This window comes from Streptomyces sp. NPDC101490 (genome assembly GCF_044767145.1).
GTDB lineage: Bacteria > Actinomycetota > Actinomycetes > Streptomycetales > Streptomycetaceae > Streptomyces.
In genome coordinates, this window is sequence record NZ_JBIWNI010000006.1 from 1 (window position 1) to 25,985 (window position 25,985).

The window sequence follows — 25,985 nt, forward strand, 5'->3', positions numbered from 1 at the left end:
ACCTGCTGGCCACCTGGACCGGAACCTGCCCCACCTGCCGACAAACCACCCCATGGCAGCCCTACGACACCACCTAACAAAGCACTACTAGGGCGCTGAGAACCGGCCCCGGCGGTCAGCTCCCCCCCAGCCGTCAGCACCCCCAGCGGTCGGCCCCCCGGCGGTCAGCCCCCGGCGGGCGCGCCCAGCTCGGTGACCTCGACCCACGACACCCGGTCGAGGTCGGTCACCGCGAGGGAGTTGTCCCACGTGTCGACGGCGACGACGGCGAAGCGGTACGTGTCGCCGTCCTGGACCGAGCCGTAGAGGTGCGAGGTGGCGTCGGCGGGGAAGTACTCGACCCGCTGGTAGACCCAGACGCCGCCGCCCGGCTCCTCGTCGTCGGGCCAGAACTCGCCCTTGAGCAGCTCGTAGTGGTCCAGGTCGGGCTCGGTGCTCGCCGCCCACTCCAGGAACACCCCGTCCTCGCGGGCGACGCCCTTGAGTCCGGCGACGGGCGCCGGGGCGACCAGGTCGCCCGGGGTGGTGAGGGTGAACGGCGCCGAGGGGGCCGACTCGTGGCCCGCCGCGTCGACGGCGGTCACCGTGTACCGGTACGTCGAGCCGTAGCGGGCCGAGCGGTCGGTGGAGGTCCGGGTGGTGACGGTGTTCCACAGGACGCCGTCGCGGTAGACCCGGTAGGAGGCCACGTCCCGGTCGGCGGGCGCGGCCCAGTCCAGGAACACCGCGCCGTTGGCGCTCTCGTGACGAGCCGTCAGACCGGTGGGCGCACCCGGCGCGAAGTCGCCGTGGGAGACGGTGACGGCGGTGCGGCCGGAGGTGTTCCCGGCGGCGTCGACGGCCGACACCCAGTAGCCGTAGGCGGTCTTCTCGGTGACGGCGGTGTCGGTCCACGAGGGGGTGGTGAGCCCGGTGGCGACCTGGACGACGGGGGCCGCCGGGTCGGTGCCGGCGCGCCGGTGCACGGTGTAGCGGGTGGCGCCCGCGACGGGCCGCCAGCCGAGGGTGACGCCGCCGCGCGCGTCGGCCGCGGTGAGCCCGGCCGGGGCGGCGGGGGCGGTGCGGTCGACGGTGGTGACGGTGAGGTCGGCGCCGCCCGGGGACTCGTTGCCCGCCCGGTCGACGGCCCGCAGCTCGTAGAGGAACCTCTCCCCTGTGGCGGGCGGGGAGTTGACGTACGAGGTGGCGGTGATCAGGGTGGTGGGGCTGCTGACCCTGGTCCACACCGTGGTGGTGGCGGCCCGCCGGTAGAGGCGGTAACCGGCGTGGTCCACCTCCTTGTTGGGCGCCCACTTCAGGGTGACCCGGTTGAGGGTCCGGTCGTAGGCGGCGGTGGCGCCCGCCGGTGCCAGCGGCTTGACCCGGTCGACCGTCGCCGAGGTGTTCGGGGTGTAGCCGAACTTGACGTTGGCGGCGCCGGTCCAGTGGGCGTAGTCCACGCGGATCGTGTGCCGTCCGGCCGGGACGGTGACGGCGACGGCCTTCTTCTGGGTGGTGGAGACGTTCCGCCACAGATCGGTCGTGCGGACGCCGTCGAGGTAGACGCGGATGCCGTCCTGCGCCTCGGCGGTGAAGGTGAACGGGCCGCCGGAGCCGAAGTCGCGGGTGAGCGACCAGCGGACGGAGAAGTTGTCCTTGGGCAGGGTGACGCCCGCGGGGTCGCCGAGGCCGTAATTCTCGGCTATCGCGCTGTCGCAGGCGGTCAGCTTCGGGGCGCCGCCGAAGGTGGTGTTGGCGTAGTACTGCGCCGTCCACACGGGGGACGCGCAGCTGACGGCGGCGGTGGCCGGGGCGGCGGCGAACAGGCCGCCGGACGCGGCGAGGGCGGCCGAGGTGGCCAGTGCGCTCAGCCGGTGACGAGTCATCACGAAGAGGGGCCCTTTCCGGACCTACGGGAGACAGGTGGCGCGGGGGGAGGGCGACGGGCGGTGCGGGTGGGGCCGGTCCACCGCCGTCGCCCCGCGACTTTACCGTCCCTTTCCCTTGGGACGACAGGGGTTTGCGCGCCGGGACGCCTCTTCCGGGCGGGTGCGGGACGCCTTCCCGGTCCGGTCCGGGACGCCTTCCCGGGCCTCTGCGGAGGCCCGGCGCGGGCGCTCCCCCGGTCCGGTGGGGGAGCGCCCGGGAGGTCACCCGTAGCGGCGGGGGGTCCAGGCGATCGTGCGGCCGTCCGCGCGTTCCACCGCCCGGGTCTGCGAGGAGCCGATCAGGAGCAGGGTCCGCATGTCGACCTCGGACGGCTCCAGGGTCTCCAGGGTCACCACCCGCACCGACTGCTCCGGTCCGCCGACGTCCCGGGCGACGACCACCGGGGTCCCCGGGGCGCGCAGCGCCAGCAGCAGTTCGCGGGCGGCGGCCACCTGGTGCGTACGGGACTTCGAGCCCGGGTTGTAGAGGGCGATGACCAGGTCGGCCTCCGCGGCGGCGCGCAGCCGCGCCTCGATGACCTCCCAGGGCTTGAGCCGGTCCGACAGGGAGATCGTCGCGTAGTCGTGGCCGAGGGGCGCGCCCGCGGCGGCGGCGGCCGCGTTGGCGGCGGTCACCCCCGGCAGGACCCGTACGGGCACGTCGGCGTAGGCCGGTTCGCAGGCGACCTCCAGGACGGCGGTGGCCATCGCGAAGACGCCCGGGTCGCCGCCGGAGACGACCGCGACCCGGTGGCCCCGGCGGGCCAGGTCGAGGGCGAACTCGGCGCGCTCGGACTCGGCCTTGTTGTCGGAGCCGTGCCGGATCTGCCCGGGGCGCAGCACCGGCACCCGGGCCAGGTAGGTGGTGTAGCCGACGAGGACGTCGGCGTTGACGAGGGCGCCGCGCGACTCGGGGGTGAGCCAGGGCGCCCCGGCGGGGCCGGTGCCGACGACGACGACCTCGCCCCGGTCCCGTACGGGGGGCACGGCGTCGACCCGGGAGGGCAGGACGGCCACCGAGAAGTAGGGGACGGTGCCGGGGTCGACGTCGGCGAGGCCGCCGGTGCGCTCGCCGGGCATGAAGGCGCGCTCCACGTACCGGGCGTCGTCGAGCCGTCCGGCCCGCTCCAGGGCCCGCCGGACGGTGGGGAAGGTGCGGCCGAGCTTCATCACGACCGCCGAGTCGGTGCCCGCGAGCCGGGCCGTCAGCTCGTCCTCGGGGAGGGTGCCGGGGATGATCGTGAGGACTTCCTCGGCCTCGCACAGCGGCTCGCCGAGCCGGGCGGCGGCGGCGCTGACGGAGGTGACGCCGGGGATGACGGTGGTGTCGTAGCGGTCCGCGAGCCGCTTGTGCATGTGCTGGTAGGAGCCGTAGAAGAGGGGGTCGCCCTCGGCGAGCACGGCGACGGTGCGGCCCGCGTCGAGGTGGGCGGCGAGCCGGGCGGCGGCCTCCTCGTAGAAGTCGTCCAGGGCGCCCCGGTAGCCGCCGGGGTGGTCGGTGGTCTCCACGGTGAGCGGGTACATCAGCCGCTCCTCGACGTGGTCCTCGCGCAGGTGCGCGGCGGCGATGGAGCGGGCGATGGACCGGCCGTGGCGGGCCGAGTGGTAGGCGACGACGTCGGCCTCCCCGATGGCCCGCACGGCGGCCAGCGTCATCAGCTCCGGGTCGCCGGGCCCGAGGCCGACCCCGTACAGCCTGCCCGGGGTGCGCGGTGCGGTGCTCATGCCTGGATCTCCGCTTCGTGGGCGAGGGCGTTGAGGGCGGCGGCCGTCATGGCGCTGCCGCCGCGCCTGCCCCGCACGACGAGGTATTCGAGGCCCAGGTCCTGGGCGGCGAGGGCGTCCTTGGACTCGGCGGCGCCGATGAACCCGACGGGTATGCCGAGGACGGCGGCCGGCCGGGGCCCGCCCTTCGCGACCATCTCCAGGAGGTGGAAGAGGGCGGTGGGCGCGTTGCCGATGGCGACGACGGAGCCTTCGAGGCGGTCCCGCCACAGTTCGAGGGCGGCGGCGGAGCGGGTGGTGCCCAGCTCGGCGGCGAGGCCCGGCACGGCCGGGTCGGAGAGCGCGCAGATCACCTCGTTGTCGGCGGGCAGCCGCTTGCGGGTGACGCCGCTGGCGACCATCTGGGCGTCGCAGAGGATCGGCGCCCCGGCGCGCAGTGCGGCGCGGGCCCGGGTGACGACGCCGGGGGAGTACGCGATGTCCTGGACGAGGTCGGTCATCCCGCAGGCGTGGATCATGCGGACCGCGACCTGGGCGATGTCGGCGGGCAGGCCCGAGAGGTCCGCCTCGGCGCGGATCGTGGCAAAGGACCGGCGGTAGATCTCCGCCCCGTCCTTCTCGTAGTCGAACATCGTGGTGCTCTCGCTCATCTCGTGTGGGTCGCCGGGTTGCGGGCCGCCGCGACCGCCTCGGACAGGGCGGCGCGGGGGGTGGGGACGTCGTCCACCAGGTAGCCGTCGTCACCGGTGGCGACGACTTCGGTACGGGCGCCGTGGGGGTGCCCGCAGCGGCGCGCGCAGCCGGAGTAGTGCACCGGCAGCGGGCCGGGGGGCGCGGCGAGCGCGTCGGCCCGCACATCGGCGAGGGACTTGGCGCAGCCGGGCCGCCCGGTGCAGACGGTGACGCCGGTGCCGGGCGCGTCGGGCCGGGTGATCAGGCCGTGCGCGGCGAGCGCGGGCAGCCTGCCGGGGCCCGCGCCGACGACGACCGCCCCGCGCCAGGGCGTGAGCCGGACCTCGTCGGCGGGCAGCAGGGCCCGCAGCTGGGCGGCGGTCAGCCTGCCCAGCGGGGCGAGGACGTGCGGGGTGCCGCCGGGCAGTTCCCCCGGCGGGGGCGGCGGTGACACCGGCGGCGGGGGTACGGCGACGGGCTCGGCCGCGATCCCGGCGCGGGCCAGCGCCCCGGCCCAGTCCGGCGCGTGCGCCCCGGGCAGTTCCCGGGGGCGCCAGGCCCCGGTCCCGGCGGCGTCGGCGGCGTCGAGGAAGGCGAGGGCGGCGGCCAGGGCCGCCGGGACGGCGTCGGCGGCGCCGGTCCTGAAGACCAGCGGGCCCAGCCGCAGCAGGGCGGTGCCGCCGGGCGCTGCGACCAAGGTCACATCGCCGCCGAGTCCGGCGACGTCCCCGCGCCCGTCGTCCAGGACGAACAGGAACCGGCCCGAGAGCGCCGCCGCGCGGGGCTCGGCGCACAGGGCGGCGTCCAGCGTCCGGGCCCACAACTGCACGTCGCCGTGGCCGAGTCCGTCGAGCCCCGCGGTGGGCGAGGCGACGATGTTGCGGACGCGTTCGTGCCGGGGGGAGGGCAGCAGGCCCGCCGGGGCGAGCCGGGCGGCGAGCGCGGCCCCGCAGTCGTCCGGGAGGCCGCGCAGTTCCGCGTTGCCGCGCGAGGTGACACTGATCCGGCCGTCGCCCAGCTCCTCCGCGACCGCCGCCAGGACCTCCACCTGAGGGGCGGTCAGACGGCCCCCGGGGAGCCGGAGTCGGGCCAAGGCGCCGTCGTCGGCGGAGTGCAGGCGCAGCGCTCCCGGGCACGCGTCGCCGCGGTCCCGGGTGCGGGGCGCGCCCGGCGCGGGCGGCGGGAGCGGGGTGGGCGGCATGGCGGCGAGCATACCGACGGGGGACCGGGCGGCCCCCGGGTGTGATCCGGGCGACTGCGAGGTCGGCCCCGGCCCGCCGACGGCACGTTCTACTATGCAGACGGCATGGGGTCCCAGGACCCCGGGGAGGAAGCCCGGTGCGATTCCGGCGCGGTCCCGCCACTGTGAGCCGGCCCGGCACCACCGGGCCGGTGAGCCAGGAACTCCCGCCCTCCACACGACCACCCGGGGCGCGGACCACCCCGAGGAAGGCCTGCGTAGCCATGCTCCTGCTGCTGTCGCACTCCGACACCGACCTGCTCAGTGCCCGCGCGGCCGGCGGACCGGTGGAGTACCGCTTCGCCAACCCCGCCCGGCTTCCGCTGGCCGATCTGCCCGGCCTCCTGGACGGCGCCGACCTCGTCGTCGTCCGTCTCCTGGGCGGGCTCCGCTCCTGGCAGGAGGGCCTGGACGCGGTCCGTGCCGCCGGACTGCCGGTGGTCGTCCTCAGCGGCGAACAGGCCCCCGACGCCCAGCTGATGGAGGCGTCCACCGTCCCCGTCGGCGTCGCCACCGAGGCCCACGCCTATCTCGCGCACGGCGGCCCGGCCAACCTGGAACAGCTGGCCCGCTTCCTCTCCGACACGGTCCTGCTCACCGGCCACGGCTTCGAGGCCCCGGCCGCCGCCCCCACCTGGGGCCCGCTGGAGCGGACCGCCCGCACGACGGACGGCCCGACCGTCGCCGTGCTCTACTACCGCGCCCACCACATGAGCGGGAACACCGGCTTCGTCGAGGCCCTGTGCACGGCCGTCGAGGACGCGGGCGCCCGGCCCCTCCCGCTGTACGTGGCGTCCCTGCGGGCCCCCGAGCCGGAGCTGCTCGACCGGCTGCGCACCGCCGACGCGATCGTCACCACCGTCCTCGCGGCGGGCGGCACCAAGCCCGCCGAGGCGCAGGCGGGCGGCGACGAGGAGGCCTGGGACGCGGGCGCGCTGGCCGGGCTCGACGTGCCGATCCTCCAGGCGCTCTGCCTGACCTCCTCGCGCGCCGCGTGGGAGGAGAGCGACGAGGGCCTGTCGCCGCTGGACGCGGCGAGCCAGGTCGCCGTCCCCGAGTTCGACGGGCGGCTCATCACCGTCCCGTTCTCCTTCAAGGAGATCGACGAGGACGGGCTGCCCGCGTACGTCGCCGACCCCGAGCGGGCGGCCCGGGTCGCCGGGACCGCCGTACGGCACGCCCGCCTGCGGCACATCCCGAACGCCGACAAGAGGCTGGCGCTCGTCCTCTCCGCGTACCCGACGAAGCACTCCCGCATCGGCAACGCCGTCGGCCTCGACACCCCCGCTTCCGCCATCTCGCTGCTGCGCCGCCTGATCGACGAGGGGTACGACTTCGGGCCCGCCGACGAACTGCCCGGTCTGGTCTCCGGCGACGGCGACGAGCTGATCTACGCCCTCATCGAGGCGGGCGGCCACGACCAGGACTGGCTGACCGAGGAGCAGCTGGCGAAGAACCCGGTCCGCATCCCGGCCGCCGACTACCGGCGGTGGTACGCGGAGCTCCCCGCCGAGCTGCGCGAGCGCGTCGAGGAGCACTGGGGGCCCGCCCCCGGCGAGATGTTCCTCGACCGCTCCCGGAACCCGGAGGGCGACATCGTCCTCGCCGCGCTGCGGCGCGGGAACCTCCTCGTCCTCATCCAGCCGCCGCGCGGCTTCGGCGAGAACCCGATCGCGATCTACCACGACCCCGACCTGCCGCCGTCGCACCACTACCTGGCGGCGTACCGGTGGATCGCGGCCCGCGCGGACGACGGCGGCTTCGGCGCCGACGCCATGGTCCACCTGGGCAAGCACGGCAACCTGGAGTGGCTGCCCGGAAAGAACGCGGGCCTGTCCGCCGCCTGCGGTCCCGACGCGGCCCTCGGCGACCTGCCGCTGGTCTACCCGTTCCTCGTCAACGACCCCGGCGAGGGCACCCAGGCCAAGCGGCGCGCCCACGCCACGCTCGTCGACCACCTGGTGCCGCCGATGGCCCGCGCCGACTCCTACGGCGACATCGCGCGCCTGGAGCAGCTCCTCGACGAGTACGCGCAGATCTCCTCCATGGACCCGGCGAAGCTGCCCGCGATCCGCGCCCAGATCTGGACGCTGATCCAGGCGGCCCGGCTCGACCACGACCTCGGACTGGAGGAGCGTCCGGGGGACGACGGCTTCGACGACTTCCTGCTGCACGTCGACGGCTGGCTGTGCGAGGTCAAGGACGCCCAGATCCGGGACGGTCTGCACGTCCTGGGCGGCGCCCCGGCCGGTGAGGCCCGGGTCAACCTGGTCCTGTCCATCCTGCGGGCCCGGCAGATCTGGGGCGGCACGCAGGCGCTGCCCGGTCTGCGGGAGGCGCTGGGCCTGGACGAGTCGGCCGCGACCCGGACCACCGCCGACGAGGCGGAGGCGAAGGCCCGCGAGCTTGTCGAGGCGATGGAGGCGGCGGACTGGGCCGTGGACGCGGTCGCCGAGGTCGCCGCCGCGTACGGACCCGACGTCCACGCGGTGCTGCGGTTCGCCTGCGAGCAGGTCGTGCCGAGGCTGGCCGCCACCACCGACGAACTCACGCACGCCGTGCACGCCCTGGCCGGCGGCTTCGTCCCGGCCGGTCCCTCCGGTTCGCCGCTGCGCGGACTGGTCAACGTCCTGCCGACCGGCCGCAACTTCTACTCGGTTGACCCGAAGGCCGTGCCGTCCCGGCTGGCCTGGGAGACCGGGCAGGCGCTCGCGGACTCGCTCCTGGAGCGCTACCGCACCGACAACGGCTCCTGGCCGACCTCGGTGGGCCTCTCCCTGTGGGGCACGAGCGCGATGCGCACCTCGGGCGACGACGTGGCCGAGGCGCTGGCCCTGCTGGGCGTCCGGCCGCTGTGGGACGAGGCGTCCCGCCGGGTGAACGGTCTCGAACCGATTCCGCTCGCCGAGCTGGGCCGCCCGCGCGTCGATGTCACGCTGCGCATCTCCGGCTTCTTCCGGGACGCGTTCCCGCACGTCATCGGGCTCCTCGACGATGCCGTACGGCTGGTCGCGGGCCTTGAGGGCGAGTCCGCCGAGGACAACCACGTCCGGGCGCACACCCAGGCCGACCTCGCCGAGCACGGCGACGAGCGGCGCGCCACCACCCGTATCTTCGGCTCCCGGCCGGGCACGTACGGCGCGGGCATCCTCCAGCTGATCGACTCCCGCGACTGGCGCACGGACGCCGACCTCGCCGAGGTGTACACGGTGTGGGGCGGGTACGCGTACGGGCGCGGTCTCGAAGGGCGCCCGGCGCGGGCCGAGATGGAGACCGCGTACAAGCGGATCGCGGTGGCCGCGAAGAACACGGACACCCGTGAGCACGACATCGCGGACTCCGACGACTACTTCCAGTACCACGGCGGCATGGTGGCGACCGTCCGCGCGCTCAAGGGCACCGCCCCGGAGGCGTACATCGGGGACTCGACCCGCCCGGAGACGGTCCGCACCCGCACGCTCGTCGAGGAGACGTCCCGGGTGTTCCGGGCGCGGGTGGTCAACCCGCGCTGGATCGAGGCGATGCGCCGCCACGGCTACAAGGGCGCGTTCGAGCTGGCGGCGACCGTCGACTACCTCTTCGGGTACGACGCCACGACGGGCGTGGTCGCGGACTGGATGTACGACAAGCTCGCCCAGGAGTACGTCCTCGACCCGGTGAACCAGGCCTTCCTGAAGGAGGCCAACCCGTGGGCCCTGCACGGCATCACGGAGCGCCTCCTCGAAGCCGAGTCGCGCGGGATGTGGGAGAAGCCGGACGCCCAGACCCTGGCCGCCCTGCGCCAGGTGTTCCTGGAGACGGAGGGCGACCTGGAGGACGCGTCCGACGACTAGGACGCTGTAGCTGTAGCTGTAGCTGTAGCTGTAGCCGTCGCCCGAGCCGCCGTCGCCGAGGCGGGAGCCGGGGCCGGGGTCAGTTCGAGGACCCGGCCCCGGAAGCCCGCCCGCAGCCGCCGGTCGTGGCTGACGACGACCAGCGTGCCCCGGTACGGGACGAGCGCGGCCTCCAGCTCCTCCACGAGCGCCGGGGCCAGGTGGTTGGTCGGCTCGTCGAGGAGGAGCAGGTCGACGGGTCCGGTGACGAGCCGGGCCAGTTCCAGCTTCCGGCGCTGCCCGGTGGACAGGTCCCGGACCGGGGTCGTCAGGTCGCGGGCGGAGAACAGGCCGAGGGCGAGCAGTTCGTCCGTACGGTCCTCCCCGAAGGATTCGCCCACCGTACGGGGGTCGGTGGGCGGGGCCGTCTCCTGCCGGAGCAGCCCGGCCCGCGCGGGTCCGTCCTGCGTCCTCGTGGCCACCCTGCCCCGGTCCGGGGCGAGTTCGCCCGCGAGGAGCTTCAGCAGGGTGCTCTTCCCGGCGCCGTTCGGCCCGGTCACCAGGAGGCGCTCGCCCGGTTCCAGACGGAGGGCGTCCAGCCGCAGCCGCCCCTCGATCCGTACGTCGGCGAGGTCCACGGCCGCGCCCCCGCCGGTGAGTTCGGCGCGGAACGCCAGCGGTGGCGGCGGTGCGGGCACGGGCGCTCCGGTGAGCCGGGCGAGCCGTTCCCTGGCGGCCCGGATGCGGCTCATGGCGCCGTGCGCCCGTGACCTGGCCCGGAAGGCGCCCGCCCCGCTGAAGGCAGCCGGGGCCTTGCGGGGGATCGCGGAGAAACGGTCGATGTGGGTGTCGGCGAGGGTCCGGTGGCGGTCCAGTTCCCGCTTCCACTCCTCGTGCTCCCGCTGTCCGCGGGCCCGTTCGGCGGCGCGTCCGGCGAGATAGCCGGGGTAGCCGTCGCCGTACCGGCGCACGGTCCTGCGGTCCTCGTCCACCTCCAGGACGCCGGTGGTGACCCGGTCGAGGAAGGTCCGGTCGTGGGAGACGGCGACGACCGTGCCCCGGTGGGCGCGCAGCCGTTCCTCCAGCCAGGCCACGGCCCGGTCGTCGAGGTCGTTGGTGGGTTCGTCGAGCAGCAGCAGCTCGGGTCCGGCGGCGAGGACGGCGGCGAGCGCGAGCCGGGAGCGCTGTCCGCCGGAGAGCGCGGCGAGCGGCCGGGCGCGGTCGAGCGGGCCGTCCCCGCCGAGGCGGCGCAGCACGGTCTCGACCCGCCGGTCGGCCCCGGCGCCGCCCCTGGCCTCGTACGCGGCGAGCAGCCCGGCGTATCCGGCGAGGTCGCCGGTCCCGGCGAGTGCCGTCTCGGCGGCGCGGATCGCCCGCTCCAGCTCCCGCACGTCCGCGAGGGCGTGGTCGACGGCGTCCCCGACGGTGGCGTCCGGGGGCAGGTCCCGGGTCTGGGCGAGATGGCCGACTCCCCCGGGGACGTCGACGGTGACGGTCCCGGCGTCGGGGGCTTCGAGCCCGGCGAGCAGCCGGAGCAGGGTGGACTTCCCGGCCCCGTTGTCGCCGACGACACCGAGCCGTTCGCCGGGCCGCAGCGCCAGCGAGACCCCCTCGAACACGGCCCGGTGCCCGCCGTCGGGCCGGTGGTGGTGCCTGCTGACCTCGGTGAGTAGGACACGGAACAAGGGCGGCCTCCGGACGATCGACGACAGAACCAACGAGACGAGACGTCCCGTCTCGTTCGATGGGGAGAACGTACAGCACGGGCGAGCCCTTCGCAAGACGTCCCGTCTCGTTCGAGGGATCGAAGGGATCCAGGGGATCGAAGGGATCGAGAATTTCGAAAAGAAATCCCGCTGGAGAGCGATGAGTACGGCCCGGCCCGGACGTCTACCCCTATGACTGGCTCACCACTGAGGAGAACACCATGGCCGAGACCGACACCCGCATCCTGGAGACCGTCGGCGCGACCCTGCGCTACGACGTCCGGCCCGGCACCGGGACCGACCCGCGGCCCCTGCTGCTGATCGGCTCCCCCATGGACGCGAGCGGGTTCGTCAGCCTCGCCTCGCACTTCACGGACCGCACCGTCGTGACGTACGACCCGCGCGGGGCGGGCCGCAGCGAGCGGACCGACGGCGCCGCCGAGAACCTCCCCGACGAGCACGCCGACGACCTGGTCCGGCTGATCGAGGCGCTCGGCGCCGGACCCGTCGACATCTTCGCGAGCAGCGGCGGCGCCATCAACTCCCTCGCCCTCGTCGCCGGGCGCGGCGACCTGGTCCACACCCTCGTCGCGCACGAGCCGCCGAGCGCCCAGGTCGTCCCGGACCGCGAGGCCGCCCTCGCGAGCTGCGCGGACGTCCACGCCACCTACCAGCGGGAGGGCTGGGGCGCCGCGATGGCCAAGTTCATCGCGCTGACCAGCCGTACGGGCCCCATTCCGGCGAACTGGGCCGAGGAGCCCGCGCCCTCCCCGGACACCTTCGGCCTGCCCACCGGCGACGACGGCTCCCGCGACGACCCGCTGCTCGGCCAGAACATGCGGGGCTGCACCTCCTACCTCCCCGACTTCCCCGCCCTGCGGGCCACGTCGACCCGGATCGTCGTCGCCGTGGGCAAGGAGTCCGAGGGCACCTTCGCCGCGCGCGCCGCGGTGGCCGTCGCCGAGGGCATCGGCACCCCGGTCTCCCTCTACCCCAGCCACCACGGCGGCTTCCTGGGTGGCGAGTTCGGGCAGCAGGGCGCCCCGGCGGAGTTCGCCGAAGCCCTGCGCGCCTCGCTCGCGGGCGCCTGACCCCCCGACACTCCGACACTCCGACACCCCGACACCCTGACTCACGGGCCCCGGTCGCCCGGGGCTCGTCCGACGGGTGACGGTCTGCTCCTTCCACGCGGTGGCTGCCTTCACGGCAGCCGCCGCGTCGGCGTTTCCGGGGCCCGGTTCCGGGATCCGCCCCGGGTTCGCCGCCGTGTCGCGGACCGTCGCCGCGAGCGCGTCCTGGTCGAGGCCCCGGTGGTGCGGCAGAGCCGCCACGGCGGAGACGTACGGCCTCCCGCGCGTACGGATGTGTCCAGGTCCCCCGCGCATGCGGACTCCTCCGTGTCCCCCGCGCGTACGGACATCCGCGTGGCTCCCGCGCGTACGGACACGCGGCGCGCGGATGTCAGTGGACGGGGTGCGAGGACCCCACATGCGAGAGGACCCCACGTCTCGGCGGCAGCCCGAGAACCGATTCGACTTGTTCTAGCGAAGTACGAACAACTTGTTCTATCCTGGTGCGAACAAAGGAGGTCTCATGCATCGCGCCACGCTCCGGCTCCGCGTTCTCGCCGCCCTGCCCCACGTCCTCGCCCTCACCGGCTACCTGCTGTTCCTCGCCCTCCGCTGGGACCGGCTCCCCGACACCCTCGCCACCCACTTCGGCGCCGATGGAGGCCGTGCCGACGGCTTCACCGGCCGCACCGCCTTCGCCTTCGTCAGCACCGCCCTGCTCCTCACGCTCGGCGCGGGCTGGACCGCCCTCGTCCAGCGCGGTTCCCTCTGGGGCGCCTGGGCCACCGCGGGCTTCACCGGCGCGCTCCTCGTCCTGCTCGTCCGGGACAACCTGGACGCCACCGACCCCGCCCTCGTCGAGTCCTCCCTCACCGTCCCGCTGCTCGCCCTGGCCTCCGCCGCCCTCCTCGGGCTCACCGGCCTGGCACTCACCCGGACCGTCCCCCGGACCGCCCCGACCGGCGCCGTCGCCGGTCCCGACGCGCCCCGGCTGCCGCTCGGCGCGAGCGAGATCGCGGGCTGGTCCCGCGCCACCGCCTCCCGCACCCTGACCGTCCTCGCGGCGCTCGCCCTGGCCGCGACCCCCTTCGTCCTGCTCCTCGCCCCCTGGCCGGGCGCCCTCCTCGGACTGCTCGGCCTCCTCATCGGCCTGCCGGGCCTCGCCCTCGCCCGCGTCCGGGTCAGCGTCGACCGGCGCGGTCTCACCGTGCGGTCCGCGCTGCTCGCCCGGCCGCGCGTCCGCATCCCGCTCGACGAGGTCTCCGGGGCGGCCGTCCGCACGCTCGACACGGCCGCCGTCCTGAGCCAGTTCGGCGGCTGGGGCTACCGCGTCCGGGCCCACCGGACGGGCGTGATCGTCCGTACCGGCGAAGCCCTGGTCGTACGGCGGGACAGCGGCCGGGAGTTCGCGGTCACCGTCCCCGACGCGGGCACCGCCGCCGCCCTCCTCAACACGCTCGCCGAGCGCCATGGGAAGGTCTGACCGTGCTCTTCCGTGTCGACCCGGCCTCCGCCGCGCCCCTCGGCGACCAGATCGCCGCCTGTGTCCGGGGCGCCCTCGCCGACGGCTCCGCCGCGCCCGGCGAGCGCCTCCCGGCCGCCCGGGAACTCGCCGACTCCCTCGGCGTCAACGTCCACACCGTCCTGCGCGGCTATCAGCGGCTCCGCGAGGAGGGCCTGATCGAACTGCGCCGGGGCCGGGGGGCCGTCATCGTCCCCGGCGCCACCGCGCCCGACCGCGCCCGGCTCGTCTCCCGTCTCCGCGAGGCGGCGGCCGACGCCCGGGGGCTCGGCCTGACGGCCGAGGAGTTCCTGGAACTGGCCCGCACGAGCCTGGACTGACGCCCGGGGGCGGGCGTCCGGCCCGCACGACTCCCGCGCACGGGACCGGCAGCCGGGGCGTGCGCCCCCGGGGCCGGTCTTCCCGGGGGGCAGGGGTACGGGCTTGGCCGACGGGGTCGTACGGCCCCGGGAGCGGAGGGCCGTACGGACACGGGACCGAGCGTCGGAGCCGTACCCGCTCCGGGCGCACCAGGCGCACCAGGCGCTCCGGGCCTCCGGCCGTACGGCCTCGGGAGGCCCGCCCCGGCGGGGGAAGCCCGCCACCGGGCCCGGGAAGCCTCACGGGTACGACGGCCGGGGCCGCCTCAAGGCACCGGACGCCGGGCGCCGCACCCGTGCCGGGTCCCGGCGCCGGGCGCCCTCAGGCCAGTTCCCGTACCGGCGTCCCCGCCAGGAACGCCTCGATGTCCTCCACCGCCTGGCCGAAGTACCGCCCGTAGTTCCCCTCCGTCACATAGCCCAGGTGCGGCAGCGCGAGCACGTTCGGCAGGGAGCGCAGGGGGTCGTCCAGCGGCAGCGGCTCCGTCTCGAAGACGTCGAGGCCCGCCCCCGCGATCCACCCCTCCCGCAGCGCCCGCAGCAGCGCCCCGCCGTCCACGAGCCCCGCCCGCGAGGTGTTCACGAGGTACGCGTGCGGGCGCATCGCCCGCAGCTCCGGCTCCCCGACCAGCCCGCGCGTCCGCTCCGAGAGCACCAGGTGCAGCGAGACGAAGTCGGCGCCCGCGAACAGCTCCCGGCGGTCCCCCACGTACCCCACGCCGTGCCCGGCGGCCCGCTCCTCCGTCAGGTTCGGGCTCCACGCCCGCACGTCCATGCCGAAGGCGAGACCGACCCTCGCCACCCGGGAGCCGATCTTGCCGAGGCCCACGAGCCCCAGGGTCCGGCCCGCCAGATCGGCGCCGACGGTCGACTGCCAGGGCCCGCCCCCGCGCAGCGACGAGGCCTCCGCCGGGACGTGCCGGGCGAGACCGAGGAGCAGCGCCCAGGTGAGTTCGGCGGGCGGCTCGGAGCTGCTGGCGGTGCCGCAGACGGTGATCCCGCGCGCGCGGGCGGCGGCCACGTCCACGGAGGCGTTCCGCATCCCGGAGGTGACCACGAGCCGGAGCCGGGGGAGCCGGTCCAGGAGCGCGGCGTCGAGCGGGGTCCGCTCCCGCATGACGACGAGGACCTCGCAGTCCGCGACGGCGGCGACCAGCGCGTCCCGGTCGGCCAGGTGCTCCCGCAGCACCCGCACCTCGACCCGGTCCGCGAGCGGCCCCCAGTCGGCGGAGGTCAGGGCGACGCCCTGGTGGTCGTCGAGTACGGCGCAGCGCAGCTTCATGCCCGCATGATCGCGCACCGGGCACCGGGCGGGTAAGGCCCCTCCTCCGGTCCTCCGATCGCCCCGCCCGGAGCGACAGGAACGCCACCGGTGCGGAGAATTGCCCTGACTTGTCAGGAATCGGGTGCGAGGAGTGGATGCCATGGCCGCCGTGGACGACGGTGCCGACGCCGGTGACGAACTGGCCGCCCTCCGCGCCAGGGTGGCCGCCCTGGAAGGCGGGGGGACCGCGCCGCCGTCCCACCACCGCGTCCGGTCGTTCTTCGCCGCCCTGCTCATCGTCCTCGGCTGCGTCCTCGTGCCCCTCGGGCTCGTCGCCTCCTGGACCTCCGACATCGTCGGCGACACCGACCGGTACGTGAAGACGGTCGCCCCGCTCGCCTCCGACCCCGCCGTCCAGGCGGCCGTCGCCGACCGGGTGACCGGCGCCGTCATGGACCACATCGACCTGGCCTCCCTCCTCGAAGGCGTCGCCCCCGACCAGCGGCCCCTGGTCGAGAAGGCGCTCGGCAAGCTCGGCGGCTCGCTGGAGAGCGCCGTCCGCAGCTTCGTCCACGACCGGGCGCAGGACGTCGTCGCGTCCCCGGCCTTCGAGACCATCTGGACCGACGCCAACCGGGCCGTCCACACCTCCCTCGACCGGGCCCTGACCGGCGACGACAACGGCGCCGTGAAGATCGGCACGGACAAGGTCACCATCGACCTGGCACCGGTGATCGACCAGGTCAAGGCCCGTCTCGTCGACTCCGGTCTCACCGTCGCCGGGAAGATCCCCGAGATCCACACCGACTTCACCGTCCTCCAGGCCGACGACATCGGGAAGGTGAAGACCCTCTTCGCCCTGCTCCAGGCGATGGGCGTCTGGCTGCCGGTGATCGCGGTGCTGCTGGTCGCCGGGGGCGTGCTCCTCGCGGTCCGCAGGCGCCGCACCCTGGTCGTGGCCGCCCTCGGCGTCGCCCTCGCGGCCCTCGTCCTCGGGGCGGCGCTCACCATCTTCCGTACGGTCTACCTCAACGCCCTTCCGAACGGGACCTCCCCGGCGGCGGCGGGCGCCGTCTACGACACCCTGGTCCGCTACCTCCGCACCTCGGTACGGGTGTTCGCGTCCCTGGGCGTCCTGATCGCCCTCGCGGCCTGGCTCTCCGGCCCGAGCCGCCCCGCCGTCCTCCTCCGGGGACTGGGGGACGCGGGCGTCTCCGCCAGCCGCTCCTTCGCCGACCGCGCGGGCCTGCGCACCGGCCCGGTGGGGCCCTTCGTCCGCCGTCACCGCGCCTGGATCACCTGGCTGCTCGTCGCGGCGGCGGCCGCGGCCTGCGTCTTCTGGCCCCACCCCACCGGCTGGGTCGTCCTGGGCCTGGCCCTCGCCCTCTTCTTCGCCCTCGCGGTGACCGCGTTCCTGGCGGAACCGGAACCGGAACCGGAACCGAAGCCGGAGCCGAAGCCGAAGGTGGAACCGGGGCCGGGCCCGGGGCCGGAGCCCGGCCACGGTCCCGGCCCGGATGCCGGACCCGCACCGGACGACCCGGGAACACCACCGCGTTAGAAGGGCGGCCGGGAGCCCTCAGGAGGCGTCCCGGAACTCCCGTTCGGCCCGGCCCGGGACGAGCGCCGCCCCCGCGAGCAGCCCGACCGCGATCGTCATCACGACCGTGACGAAGTCCATGAGGTCGTGGAAGCCGTGCAGCACGTGCCCGCCCGAGAGCGAGGTGAGCGCCCGCAGCCCGAGGGACCCGGCGGTGAGCGTGAAGAAACCGCCGAGGAAGAGGACAAGCCGGGGCGGCCTGCCGGGCGGCCGGGCGAGCAGGTCCGCCGTCGCCGCGAGTGCCGCCGCCGCCACGAAGGTCCCGCCCACCTCGCCGATCAGGGCCGTACCCGCGGCCTGCGCGCCCAGCGTCAGGAAGACCAGGGCCGTCACCCAGCCCGCCGCCCGCCACGGCACCCCGAAGGCGAGGACGAGCCCCGCCGTGAACACCGCCCAGCTCCCGACGATCACCCAGCGGGACAGGTCCGCGTCCTGCGCGGTGTCGAAGAGCGCCCCGGTCGGGGTGCCCGTGACGGCCACCCCGAGCAGCACGCCCACGTACAACTGGAGCAGCAGCACCAGCGCGTAGACCAGCCGGACGGCGCCGGTCGAGAGGAAACCACCGACCAGCTCGGCCGCGGCGGCGCTCAGCAGGTCGCCGGGGACGAAGAAGAACAGCGCGGGCAGCATGATCAGCACCGGCCCGCCGTGTGCGTGCCCCGGCTGGAGCAGCCCCAGGGTCACCAGCGAGACCAGGGCCGCGGCCAGCAGCGGCAGCACCCGGGCGAGCCGGGGCCGCGTCTCGGACAGGACCGTGAGGCCCGCCACCAGACCCGCCAGGAGGGCGGTGCTGCCGATCTCGTACCAGGTGGGCTGGACGGCGGGCGCGAAGCCGAGGGCGAAGAGCACGATCCCGAGGAGCCGCGCCCACGGCGGTACGCGGCCCGGCATCGCCTCGATCCGCCGCAGCCCGGCCATCGCCTCGTCCAGCGGGGGCCGCTCCTCCCGCAGCCGTTCGACGAACTCCTTGAGGGCGAAGGCCCGGTCGAGCCGGGGGAGATCGGGAAAGGCGGAGACGACGGAGGTGACGGTCCGCTCTCCGCCGGTCCGCCCCGAGCCGGTCCTGGTACCAGCGGTCCCACCGGCTTTCCCGGCCCCAGCGGTCCCAGCAATCCCACCGGCTCTACGGGTCCCAGCGACCCCAGCGGTCCCACCGGCTCTACGGGTCCCAGTGGTCCCAGCGATCTCACCGGCTCTACGGGTCCCACGGATCACCCCGCTCCAACCCACCCCACCGACCTCACCAGTCCGACTAACCCTGTCGGCCCCATCAGACCTATGGACCTCATCAGCCCTATCAGCCCCATCATCCCCATCGTGCCCACCGGCCCTGCCCTGTCCCTCCCTCTCCCCCTCCCCCACCCCCGCCGTCACGGAGAGCACCGCGCCGTCCGCGACGAGGACGGTCTCGGCCCGGCCGCCGTACGTCCGGGCCAGCCCCCGGACGACCCGGTCGACCCCCTCGGCGCCCTCACCGCTGAAGCGCAGCATGAACCGGGTCAGCTCCCGCAGGAACCCGTGCAGTTCCTCGGCCGGGGCGCGACCCGGCCCGGAGTCGCTCATCCGCCCTCCCGGCGCTCGCCCGACCCCTCCACGCTGAACGGCCCGGAACCGCCCGGCAAGCGGGGACGCCCGCCCGGGGGAGCGGTCGGCCGGGGGACGCCCGCCGGGGGAACCCGGGGAGCGCGCCCAGGGCGTGTTCCGAAAGTCCCGACTGCCCCCGGGCAGACGGCGCTCCCCACGGAACACGCCCTAGAATCGGCTTCCATGTCGAAGCCTGACGAACTGCTCGTTGAGATCGCCGCCACGGTGGAGTCGGGGCGGAGCAATCAGATGTCCCTGACGGTGGTCGCGGGAGGCGTGGTCCTCACCGGCCGGCTGGCCCCGGAAGCCCTGTGGAGACAGCGCGTGTCGGAGGTCCTGACGGACTCGGACCGCCTCGGGGAGTTCTCCTGCGCCTTCAGCCCCTCCGAACGGAAGGCCGGGGCGCCCACCCATCTGCACTTCCACCTCGCCCGCATCCTCCAGGGCACGGTGGGCATCCCGGAGACCGGCGGAATGTACCGGGTGGCCCTGGAGGACATCAGCGCCTGGACGGTGGGGGACTTCCGCTACTCCGACCACTGACGGCCCCCGAGTACGGCAGAAGGGCCCGACCGGTGTGAACCGGACCGGGCCCTTCTGGCCGTTCGGGCGTCAGCCCGCTCTTCCCTGGCGCACGGCCGGACGGGTCAGACCTCCGCCGGGCCGCCGAGCAGGTTCGAGGCGTGCTGGAGCGGGGCCACGGGCTGGGTGGGCTCGGCGCTGCCGGGAAGGCCGCGGCAGGTGAATCCGAGCTTGGTCATCGCCCTGATGACCTCGGCGGCGCTGAAGTCGCGGCGGTCCTGACGGGTGACGACCTCACCGACCTGCTTGGCGGGGTAGACGCGGCGCCCGATGACCACGGACTCCCCGGTCACTTCTTCGGGCTTCACGTCCTTCATGGCGTCCAGGACGCTGTTCTTGGTGAGATCGAAGGGGAAGCGGGCGATGACACAACGCATGATGCCTCACAGGGTCTGGAGGGTGGCGGTTCCGTGGTGCTGAGCCGGTTCAGCGGGCGAGGGCAAGGATGCCTTGGGCGCCGCTCTGTCCGTCCATGACGGACAGGGGTGCGGTGAGCGGGTGGTGGAGCGTGGGGTGTGCGGCCGTCCTGTCGGCGGGTGGGGCGAACGGTCCGTGGTCACCAAGGATGTCACGCAGCCGGACCCGGTCGGTGTACGAGGGGCCGTCACGGACGGCGGTGGGCCGGGACCGGGTCCTGGACGGTGTCACGACGGGCCTCCCGAGGAGAGGGACCGCCTTCCGGACCGCGTACGTGCTCAGGCCACCGTGTCGAAGGCGGACCGGCGGCCGTTCGCGCGCCGGGCGGCCGGCACGGCTCCGCGTCGGCCCCGGGCGGGTGCCCCGCGCCTGCGCCGCTCGGTCACCGGTGCGGCGATCGTCACGGGGACGCCCGAGGGGGCCTGGGCGCCGGTGATCCGGCTGAGCTCCTCCTCGCCGGAGTGGACCCGGGTGGTCCGGGGCTCGATGCCGGCGGCGGCCAGGAGGCGGGTCACGGCCCGGCGCTGGCCGGGGGTGACGAGGGTGACGACGCTGCCGGACTCCCCGGCCCGCGCGGTACGGCCGCCGCGGTGGAGGTAGTCCTTGTGGTCGGTCGGCGGGTCCACGTTGACGACGAGGTCGAGGTGGTCGACGTGGATGCCGCGCGCCGCGACGTTCGTCGCGACGAGGGCGGTGACGTGCCCGGACTTGAACTGGGCGAGGGTGCGGGTGCGTTGGGGCTGCGACATTCCGCCGTGCAGGGCGGCGGCCCGGACCCCGCAGCCGAGGAGGTCCTGGGTGAGGCGGTCCACGGCGTGCTTGGTGTCCAGGAACATGATCAACCGGCCGTCGCGCGCCGCGATCTCCGTCGTCAGCCGGTGCTTGTCGGCGCCCTGTACGTGCAGGACGTGGTGCTCCATCGTGGTGACCGCGCCCTGGGAGGGATCCACGGAGTGGACCACCGGGTCGGCGAGGTAGCGGCGGACCAGGAGGTCGACGTTGCGGTCGAGGGTCGCGGAGAACAGCAGGTGCTGTCCTTCGGGGCGGACCTGGTCGAGGAGCGCGGTGACCTGGGGCATGAAGCCCATGTCGGCCATCTGGTCGGCCTCGTCGAGGACGGTGACGGCGACCCGGTCCAGTCGGCAGTCACCACGGTCGATCAGGTCCTTGAGGCGCCCGGGGGTGGCCACGACGACTTCGGCGCCGCCGCGCAGCGCCGAGGCCTGCCGGCCGATCGGCATCCCGCCGACGACGGTGGCCAGGCGCAGTCGCACGGCTCGTGCGTAGGGGGTGAGGGCGTCGGTGACCTGCTGTGCGAGTTCCCGGGTGGGGACCAGGACCAGGGCCAGCGGCTGACGGGGCTCGGCGCGCTGTCCGGTGGTACGGGCCAGCACGGCCAGGCCGAAGGCGAGGGTCTTGCCGGAGCCGGTCCGGCCCCGGCCCAGGACGTCACGGCCCGCGAGGGAGTTCGGCAGGGTCGCGCCCTGGATGGGGAACGGCACGGTGAGGCCCTGCGCGCCGAGTGCGGCCAGGAGTGCGGCGGGCATGTCGAGCGCGTCGAACGTCTCGACGGCGGGCAGGGCCGGGGTGATCGTCTCCGGCGGGGCGAACTCGCCCTGCGGCGCGTCCGGACGTCGGCCGCGGCCGGCCGACCGGTGGGGGCCGCCCGAACGGTTGGGGCCTCCGGAGCGCTTCGGGGCGGGGCCGCCGCTGCGGCGGGTGCCGGACGAGCGGCCGTTCGTGCGTGTGGGGTTCATTTCAAGAACCTTCCTCGACGGGGCACGCGTCAAGGAATTCCCCCGGTGGAAGAGCGGTGCGGGGAATCGCAGGCACGCACCGAATAAGGATGCGAAAAGATGAATCGCGGGAAACCCGTGGGAAAAGGAGTGGAATCGGGGGTCCTCGGCAGGAGGCCCGGCACTCCGTTGCTCCGCATGGCCGATTCTTCGCGGGGCTGTGGGAAAAAACGTACAGCTGGGGCCCGCACCCCGAGGGATGCGGGCCCCAGCTGTGAAATGTGCGTCAGCGTCAGGCGGGAACGATGTTCTCCGCCGTCGGGCCCTTCTGGCCCTGCGCGATGTCGAAGGAGACCTTCTGGCCTTCCTGCAGCTCGCGGAAGCCCTGGGCCGCGATGTTCGAGTAGTGGGCGAACACGTCCGGACCGCCACCGTCCTGCTCGATGAAGCCGAAGCCCTTTTCCGCGTTGAACCACTTCACGGTGCCAGTAGCCATGTCATATCTCCCTTGTGGGCAGTACATCGGAATCCGCACTTCACGGACCCCGCGTCGCCGCGATGATGCCCTGACCGGAAAATAATGACCGGAAATACGAAGCACTCCCGCGCGGCATGAGCCGAACGGATGCGCTTGAAGTCTTTGGGTACCAAAACTGCAACCTGCTTCGACAGTACCATGCCCCTGCGAAATATGTGCGTCGAATACCTGCCCCTACCCGGTCCCGGTATGAACTCTCCAGGTGGGGGCCGCGAAATTCGCCGCCCGCGGGCACAGGTATTCGTACGGCGTGAGCATGACCGTGCGGGCGGTGCCACCGCCGGGCGGACGGAGCCCTCCCGGGGGTCCCTGACAGCCCCCGGGAGGGTGTTCGGTGGGGCTCCTGGACGTCAGTTCCAGAAGCCGGCGTGGACCTCGCGGGCCTCGGGGAGGTCGACCGGGCCGACCACCGGGAGGGCGCGCTGACCGGCCTCGAAGACCTCGCGGCAGGGCAGGGCCATGGTGGGGTTCTCCTCGTTGGAGCCGGTCAGGGCCAGCAGCTCGTCCTCGCCGAGCGCGTACACGACGCGGCCGATGCCGCCCCAGTAGACGGCGCCCGAGCACATCGCGCAGGGCTCGGTGCTGGTGTAGAGCGTGCAGCCGCGCAGGAAACCGGCGTCGTACTTCCCGGTGGCGAGCCGTACGAGGTTGGTCTCGGCGTGACCGGTGGCGTCGCGCCCCGTCGTCACCGTGTTCTGGGCCTCCAGCAGGATCTCGCCGCCGGGTCCGGTGAGCACGGCGCCGAAGGGGTGGTTGCCCGAGGCGCGGGAGCGGCGGGCGACCTCCACGGCGGCGCGGAGGACCTGGAGGTCGGCGTCGGTCGCGGTCACGGCGGTGGGGACGGTGGTCATGCGGGGATCTCCTCGGGTGAGTCGGTGCGGGGGGTGTCGGTACGGGGGGTGGCGCCGGTCCGGGTCCTCCGGGCGAGCGCGTAGTGGACGAGCCCGGCCGTCAGGAAGGCGACGGCCGCGGCGCAGGCGCCGAGGGCGGGGTGCCGCTCGGCGATCGGGCCCACGAAGACACCGGGCTGGCTCATGAAGGGGACGGCGGCGAGCAGTCCGAGGAGCCAGGCGGCGAATCCGGGCCCGAAGTTCCGGGGGGCCTCCGCGTCGGGGGAGGTGACGAGGAAGCGCTGGACGAGCATCACGGCCAGCCAGGGGGCGATCCAGTTGCCCAGGACGATCAGGAAGTTCTCGAAGGACTTCCAGTAGTCGCCCTGCCCGGCGAACCAGCCGATGGCGCTGCCGAGTCCGCCGACGACGAGCACGGCCTGCCAGCGGGCCATCCGCACCCCGGCGATGAGCCAGGCCAGCGCGCCGGAGTAGCAGTCCAGACAGCTGGAGGTGATCGTCGAGATGCCCAGGGCGAGCATCGTGACGGTGGCGAGCGCACCGGGCAGCACCTGGCCGACGAGATCGGTGGGGGTGCCGATGAAGGCGAGGGTGCCGATGGCCGCGCCGAGGCTCGCGATCCACACCGAGCCGAGCCAGGTGCCGGTGAAGGCGTACAGGAACAGCTTGCCGGGCGGGGTGTCCACGGGCATGTAGCGGGTGTAGTCGGCGGCGTACGAGGAGAAGCTCAGCGCGCGGGCCGCCTGGATGGCCATCACCAGGGCGAAGGCGCCGACGAAGCCGAGCGGACCGGCCTTGGCCGGGTCGAAGCCGGAGCCGAGGTCGCTCTCGGTGTACCCGTAGAGGGAGACACCGACGAAGAGCAGCGGCAGGACGAGGGCCATCGCCTTCTGCACCAGATGGATGAAGCCGTAGCCGACGAGCGCGATCGCTACCTGGGCGACGGTGACCAGGGCGAAGGCGGGGCCGAACCCCGTACCGAGCAGGGTCCGGACGGCGAACGCCCCGAGGATCGAGTTGACCGCGAACCACGCGCACGCCTTGAAGAAGACGAGCACGGCGGGGAGCGCGGCGCCGCGACGGCCCAGCGGGAGCCGGGTCTGGACGAGCAGTCCGACGCCCTTGGGCGGGCCGAACGTCGACGTGACGCCGATGGCCGCCGCACCCACGGCGGCACCGAGCATGATCGCCAGCAGGGCCTGCGCCCAGCCCAGGCCGAAGGCGGCGGTGGCGAGCATTCCGCTGGTGAGGCTGGAGAACTGGACGTTGGAGCTGAACCAGAGCGTGAACGACGAGCCCGGTCCGCCTTCGCGTTCGTCGGCGGGTATCGGCTCGATGCCGGAGGTCTCCACCGCGGTGGCGGAGCGCACCGCGGCCGAGAGCCGCTGTGCGAGAGGGCCTTGTCGGGTCATGTCGTGCCCCCTTCCATGAATCGTAGGAAGTCAGGGATGCCGGAGTGCTGCAGCAACGGAAGTACACACCCGGTGGACCGGGGCGAGGCACCCGCAGCGGAAGCGAAGTCATGGCTGAAACAGGACGGTTCTTCGTACGATCGTCGGAGACGAGAAGGGGGTGGCGTATGCGGGTAGGGGATCTGCTGGCCATGCCGGAACTGGGACTCACCCTGCTGACCCCGGACGGCGGTGTCGGTGTCGGTGGTGACGGCGGTCGCGGTGAGGGCGGAGGTGGCGGTGGCGACGCGCACGGGGTCGGGGGCGGAGGGGGCGGGTTCGGCCGGGGCGCCGGGCGCGCTCGTACGGGCGGGGGTGACCGCGCCGACCAGGACACCGGCCCCGCCTGGTCCGCCCCGGCCCCCTCCCACCCCATCCCGTCCCACCCCATCCCCTCCCATCCCGTCCCGTCCGGCCCCGTCCCCTCCGCCACCGACCCGCTCGCGCGGGAGCTGCGCTGGGTGTACGCGACCGACCTGCTGGAACCGGCGACGTTCCTGACGGGCGGCGAACTCGTCCTGACCAGCGAGGGCTGGTACCGCACTCCCGCCGACTGCGAGACCTTCGCCGCCTCCCTCGCCGAAGGCGGCGCCGTCGCGCTCGTGGCCGGAGACATCCTGCTCGGCGAGGTCCCGCCCACCCTGGTGGAGGCGTGCGGAAGACACGGCATCCCCGTCCTGGCGGCACCTCCGGACATCAGTTACGGGGCGCTGTCCCGGACCGTCATCGAACGGATCAACCGCGAACGCGGCCTCGAACTCGCCGATGTCCTGGGCCGCCACCGCCGTCTCGTGGCCGCTCTCGTCGAAGGGGCGGACCTCGGCGGCCTCGTCGCCATGCTCGCCGCCGAACTCCGCACGGACTGCTGGGCCCTGTCGTCGGCGGGCAGGCTCCTCGCGGGCCCGGCGGGCCCCTTCCCCGGCCCGGCGCGCGCCCGCGTCGCCGCCGCCGCCCAGCGGGCCGAACGGCTGCCGGTGACGGTCGACGGGCACTGGGTGCTGCCCATCGGGCGGCGCAGCGCGGGCGGCGGTCTGCTCGTCGTACGGGGCGAGCCGTCCGATCCGGAGGCGGCCGCGCAGACGGCGGAACTGCTGGCCCTGGGCGGCGCCCGCCGGGACGAACGGCGCCGCACGGAGCAGCGTTTCCACGCCGATCTGGTGGAGCTGATCGAACAGGGGGCGCCGCCCGCCACGCTCGCCGCCCGGCTGCGGACGGCGGGCCTCGACCCCACCGGCCCCCTGCTGGTGCTGACCGCTCTCACCCGGGGGGCGCTGCGCCCCTGGGACCTGGCCGCCGACCTCGCCGAGAGCGTCCTCGACGAGAGCCCGGACACCCGGACGGTCGTCGCGGGCGGCGAGCACGGACTCACCCTGCTGGTCTCACCCGACGCCACTCTCGACGACACCCGTCTCGCCGATCTGCTGGACGAACGCCTGACGCGCTTCGAACCGGTGGCCGAGGGCGGTCGTGTCGCCTTCGGCCTCGGTGCCCCCGCCCCCGACGCCACCGGTCTCGCCCGCGCCCTGGAGGAGTCCCGTCACGCGGCCCGGCTCGCGGCCCTCCGGCCCGGGCGCCTGGCGCTGGTCACGGCCCGCGCGCTCGATTCGCACCTGCTGCTGCTCGCCGGTGTCCCCGCCGACATCCGCGCCTCCTACCGGCGACGGCTCCTCGGCCCCCTCCAGGAGTACGACACCGAGCACGGCACCGACATGGTCCGCACCCTGACGGTCTTCCTGGAACACAACGGGGCCTGGCGCACCGCCGCCGCGGCCCTCCACATCCACGTCAGCACCCTCCACTACCGGGTCGGCCGCATCCAGCACCTGACCGGCCGGGACCTCTCCACGGCCCGCGACCGGGTGGACCTCTACCTGGCCTGCGCGATCGACGCGGGCCACCCCGCCGCCCCACCCCTCGGCCCCACCTGACACCGGCCCCGCCCGGCCCGA

Annotated in this window: 20 protein-coding genes and 1 riboswitch; of the genes, 7 read left to right on the forward strand and 13 right to left on the reverse strand. The window is 74.5% G+C overall.

All coding sequences use genetic code 11. The annotated features are described in order from the left end of the window. Positions 1-164: 164 nt before the first annotated feature. The 4 genes from ACIRQY_RS14885 to ACIRQY_RS14900 form a co-directional block, all read right to left on the reverse strand. On the reverse strand, positions 165-1,865 hold the full coding sequence (locus tag ACIRQY_RS14885) for a PA14 domain-containing protein (RefSeq protein ID WP_403925904.1): 1,701 nt from the start codon (positions 1,863-1,865) through the stop codon (positions 165-167). Between the two features lie 264 nt (positions 1,866-2,129). Further along, the gene (locus ACIRQY_RS14890) at positions 2,130-3,632 is read right to left on the reverse strand and encodes a precorrin-2 C(20)-methyltransferase (protein WP_403925382.1); all 1,503 of its coding nucleotides are present in this window, start codon (positions 3,630-3,632) and stop codon (positions 2,130-2,132) included. After that, positions 3,629-4,282 (reverse strand): precorrin-8X methylmutase, encoded by a 654-nt coding sequence (locus tag ACIRQY_RS14895; protein WP_351783534.1) that lies wholly within the window; start codon positions 4,280-4,282, stop codon positions 3,629-3,631. The genes ACIRQY_RS14890 and ACIRQY_RS14895 overlap by 4 nt, the downstream gene beginning before the upstream one ends. After that, the gene (locus tag ACIRQY_RS14900; RefSeq protein ID WP_403925385.1) at positions 4,279-5,517 is read right to left on the reverse strand and encodes a cobalamin biosynthesis protein CobG; all 1,239 of its coding nucleotides are present in this window, start codon (positions 5,515-5,517) and stop codon (positions 4,279-4,281) included. The genes ACIRQY_RS14895 and ACIRQY_RS14900 overlap by 4 nt, the downstream gene beginning before the upstream one ends. Before the next feature lie 114 nt (positions 5,518-5,631). After that, positions 5,632-5,711, forward strand: a riboswitch (cobalamin riboswitch). A 57-nt stretch (positions 5,712-5,768) separates the two neighbouring features. Between ACIRQY_RS14900 and cobN the strand changes: the two genes are divergently transcribed. Further along, positions 5,769-9,377, forward strand: a complete 3,609-nt coding sequence (cobN, locus tag ACIRQY_RS14905) for a cobaltochelatase subunit CobN (protein WP_403925388.1) — start codon at positions 5,769-5,771, stop codon at positions 9,375-9,377. On the opposite strand, the gene ACIRQY_RS14910 is transcribed toward cobN, so the two are convergent. Next, positions 9,374-10,975: an ABC-F family ATP-binding cassette domain-containing protein gene (locus ACIRQY_RS14910; protein WP_403925907.1), complete on the reverse strand. Its 1,602-nt coding sequence runs from the start codon at positions 10,973-10,975 to the stop codon at positions 9,374-9,376. The two genes, cobN and ACIRQY_RS14910, sit on opposite strands and share 4 nt — an antisense overlap. Positions 10,976-11,283: 308 nt before the next feature. On the opposite strand from ACIRQY_RS14910, the gene ACIRQY_RS14915 reads away from it, so the two are divergent. From ACIRQY_RS14915 to ACIRQY_RS14925, 3 genes are all read left to right on the forward strand, one after another. Next, positions 11,284-12,153, forward strand: a complete 870-nt coding sequence (locus ACIRQY_RS14915) for an alpha/beta fold hydrolase (protein WP_403925391.1) — start codon at positions 11,284-11,286, stop codon at positions 12,151-12,153. Positions 12,154-12,655: 502 nt separating this feature from the next. After that, positions 12,656-13,615: a DUF1648 domain-containing protein gene (locus ACIRQY_RS14920; protein WP_403925394.1), complete on the forward strand. Its 960-nt coding sequence runs from the start codon at positions 12,656-12,658 to the stop codon at positions 13,613-13,615. Positions 13,616-13,617: 2 nt separating this feature from the next. Then, positions 13,618-13,974, forward strand: coding sequence for a GntR family transcriptional regulator (locus ACIRQY_RS14925; RefSeq protein WP_351783554.1), 357 nt, complete (start codon positions 13,618-13,620; stop codon positions 13,972-13,974). Positions 13,975-14,335: 361 nt separating this feature from the next. On the opposite strand, the gene ACIRQY_RS14930 is transcribed toward ACIRQY_RS14925, so the two are convergent. Continuing rightward, positions 14,336-15,295, reverse strand: a complete 960-nt coding sequence (locus tag ACIRQY_RS14930; RefSeq protein ID WP_403925397.1) for a D-2-hydroxyacid dehydrogenase family protein — start codon at positions 15,293-15,295, stop codon at positions 14,336-14,338. Between the two features lie 142 nt (positions 15,296-15,437). Between ACIRQY_RS14930 and ACIRQY_RS14935 the strand changes: the two genes are divergently transcribed. Further along, positions 15,438-16,838, forward strand: a complete 1,401-nt coding sequence (locus tag ACIRQY_RS14935) for a hypothetical protein (RefSeq protein ID WP_403925399.1) — start codon at positions 15,438-15,440, stop codon at positions 16,836-16,838. An 18-nt stretch (positions 16,839-16,856) separates the two neighbouring features. On the opposite strand, the gene ACIRQY_RS14940 is transcribed toward ACIRQY_RS14935, so the two are convergent. Further along, the gene (locus ACIRQY_RS14940; RefSeq protein ID WP_403925402.1) at positions 16,857-18,440 is read right to left on the reverse strand and encodes a threonine/serine exporter ThrE family protein; all 1,584 of its coding nucleotides are present in this window, start codon (positions 18,438-18,440) and stop codon (positions 16,857-16,859) included. 204 nt (positions 18,441-18,644) lie between these two features. Here ACIRQY_RS14940 and ACIRQY_RS14945 point away from each other — a divergent pair, with 204 nt between their 5' ends. After that, complete coding sequence (locus ACIRQY_RS14945; protein ID WP_351785525.1) at positions 18,645-19,004, forward strand: hypothetical protein; 360 nt, start codon at positions 18,645-18,647, stop codon at positions 19,002-19,004. Positions 19,005-19,108: 104 nt separating this feature from the next. Here ACIRQY_RS14945 and ACIRQY_RS14950 read toward each other — a convergent pair whose 3' ends face one another. The 6 genes from ACIRQY_RS14950 to ACIRQY_RS14975 form a co-directional block, all read right to left on the reverse strand. After that, positions 19,109-19,420 (reverse strand): SCO5918 family protein, encoded by a 312-nt coding sequence (locus ACIRQY_RS14950; RefSeq protein WP_403925405.1) that lies wholly within the window; start codon positions 19,418-19,420, stop codon positions 19,109-19,111. A 49-nt stretch (positions 19,421-19,469) separates the two neighbouring features. Next, positions 19,470-19,691, reverse strand: coding sequence for a hypothetical protein (locus tag ACIRQY_RS14955; protein WP_403925408.1), 222 nt, complete (start codon positions 19,689-19,691; stop codon positions 19,470-19,472). Positions 19,692-19,738: 47 nt separating this feature from the next. Beyond that, entirely contained in the window at positions 19,739-21,217 is a 1,479-nt protein-coding gene (locus ACIRQY_RS14960) for a DEAD/DEAH box helicase (protein ID WP_403925411.1), read from the reverse strand. A gap of 271 nt (positions 21,218-21,488) precedes the next feature. Further along, on the reverse strand, positions 21,489-21,692 hold the full coding sequence (locus tag ACIRQY_RS14965) for a cold-shock protein (RefSeq protein ID WP_030939356.1): 204 nt from the start codon (positions 21,690-21,692) through the stop codon (positions 21,489-21,491). 392 nt (positions 21,693-22,084) lie between these two features. After that, the gene (locus tag ACIRQY_RS14970) at positions 22,085-22,585 is read right to left on the reverse strand and encodes a nucleoside deaminase (protein ID WP_403925414.1); all 501 of its coding nucleotides are present in this window, start codon (positions 22,583-22,585) and stop codon (positions 22,085-22,087) included. Then, positions 22,582-23,997 (reverse strand): purine-cytosine permease family protein, encoded by a 1,416-nt coding sequence (locus ACIRQY_RS14975; protein ID WP_403925417.1) that lies wholly within the window; start codon positions 23,995-23,997, stop codon positions 22,582-22,584. The genes ACIRQY_RS14970 and ACIRQY_RS14975 overlap by 4 nt, the downstream gene beginning before the upstream one ends. Positions 23,998-24,164: 167 nt before the next feature. Here ACIRQY_RS14975 and ACIRQY_RS14980 point away from each other — a divergent pair, with 167 nt between their 5' ends. Continuing rightward, entirely contained in the window at positions 24,165-25,964 is a 1,800-nt protein-coding gene (locus ACIRQY_RS14980) for a PucR family transcriptional regulator (RefSeq protein ID WP_403925419.1), read from the forward strand. Positions 25,965-25,985: the final 21 nt, after the last annotated feature.

Coding starts and splice junctions, on each gene's coding strand:
- cobN (WP_403925388.1), top strand. CDS start 5,769: ATGCTCCTGCTGCTGTCGCACTCCGACACCGACCTGCTCAGTGCCCGC.
- ACIRQY_RS14960 (WP_403925411.1), bottom strand. CDS start 21,217: ATGAACCCCACACGCACGAACGGCCGCTCGTCCGGCACCCGCCGCAGC.
- ACIRQY_RS14950 (WP_403925405.1), bottom strand. CDS start 19,420: ATGCGTTGTGTCATCGCCCGCTTCCCCTTCGATCTCACCAAGAACAGC.
- ACIRQY_RS14980 (WP_403925419.1), top strand. CDS start 24,165: ATGCGGGTAGGGGATCTGCTGGCCATGCCGGAACTGGGACTCACCCTG.
- ACIRQY_RS14975 (WP_403925417.1), bottom strand. CDS start 23,997: ATGACCCGACAAGGCCCTCTCGCACAGCGGCTCTCGGCCGCGGTGCGC.
- ACIRQY_RS14895 (WP_351783534.1), bottom strand. CDS start 4,282: ATGAGCGAGAGCACCACGATGTTCGACTACGAGAAGGACGGGGCGGAG.
- ACIRQY_RS14890 (WP_403925382.1), bottom strand. CDS start 3,632: ATGAGCACCGCACCGCGCACCCCGGGCAGGCTGTACGGGGTCGGCCTC.
- ACIRQY_RS14970 (WP_403925414.1), bottom strand. CDS start 22,585: ATGACCACCGTCCCCACCGCCGTGACCGCGACCGACGCCGACCTCCAG.
- ACIRQY_RS14930 (WP_403925397.1), bottom strand. CDS start 15,295: ATGAAGCTGCGCTGCGCCGTACTCGACGACCACCAGGGCGTCGCCCTG.
- ACIRQY_RS14885 (WP_403925904.1), bottom strand. CDS start 1,865: ATGACTCGTCACCGGCTGAGCGCACTGGCCACCTCGGCCGCCCTCGCC.
- ACIRQY_RS14920 (WP_403925394.1), top strand. CDS start 12,656: ATGCATCGCGCCACGCTCCGGCTCCGCGTTCTCGCCGCCCTGCCCCAC.
- ACIRQY_RS14900 (WP_403925385.1), bottom strand. CDS start 5,517: ATGCTCGCCGCCATGCCGCCCACCCCGCTCCCGCCGCCCGCGCCGGGC.
- ACIRQY_RS14915 (WP_403925391.1), top strand. CDS start 11,284: ATGGCCGAGACCGACACCCGCATCCTGGAGACCGTCGGCGCGACCCTG.
- ACIRQY_RS14935 (WP_403925399.1), top strand. CDS start 15,438: ATGGCCGCCGTGGACGACGGTGCCGACGCCGGTGACGAACTGGCCGCC.
- ACIRQY_RS14965 (WP_030939356.1), bottom strand. CDS start 21,692: ATGGCTACTGGCACCGTGAAGTGGTTCAACGCGGAAAAGGGCTTCGGC.
- ACIRQY_RS14940 (WP_403925402.1), bottom strand. CDS start 18,440: ATGAGCGACTCCGGGCCGGGTCGCGCCCCGGCCGAGGAACTGCACGGG.
- ACIRQY_RS14945 (WP_351785525.1), top strand. CDS start 18,645: ATGTCGAAGCCTGACGAACTGCTCGTTGAGATCGCCGCCACGGTGGAG.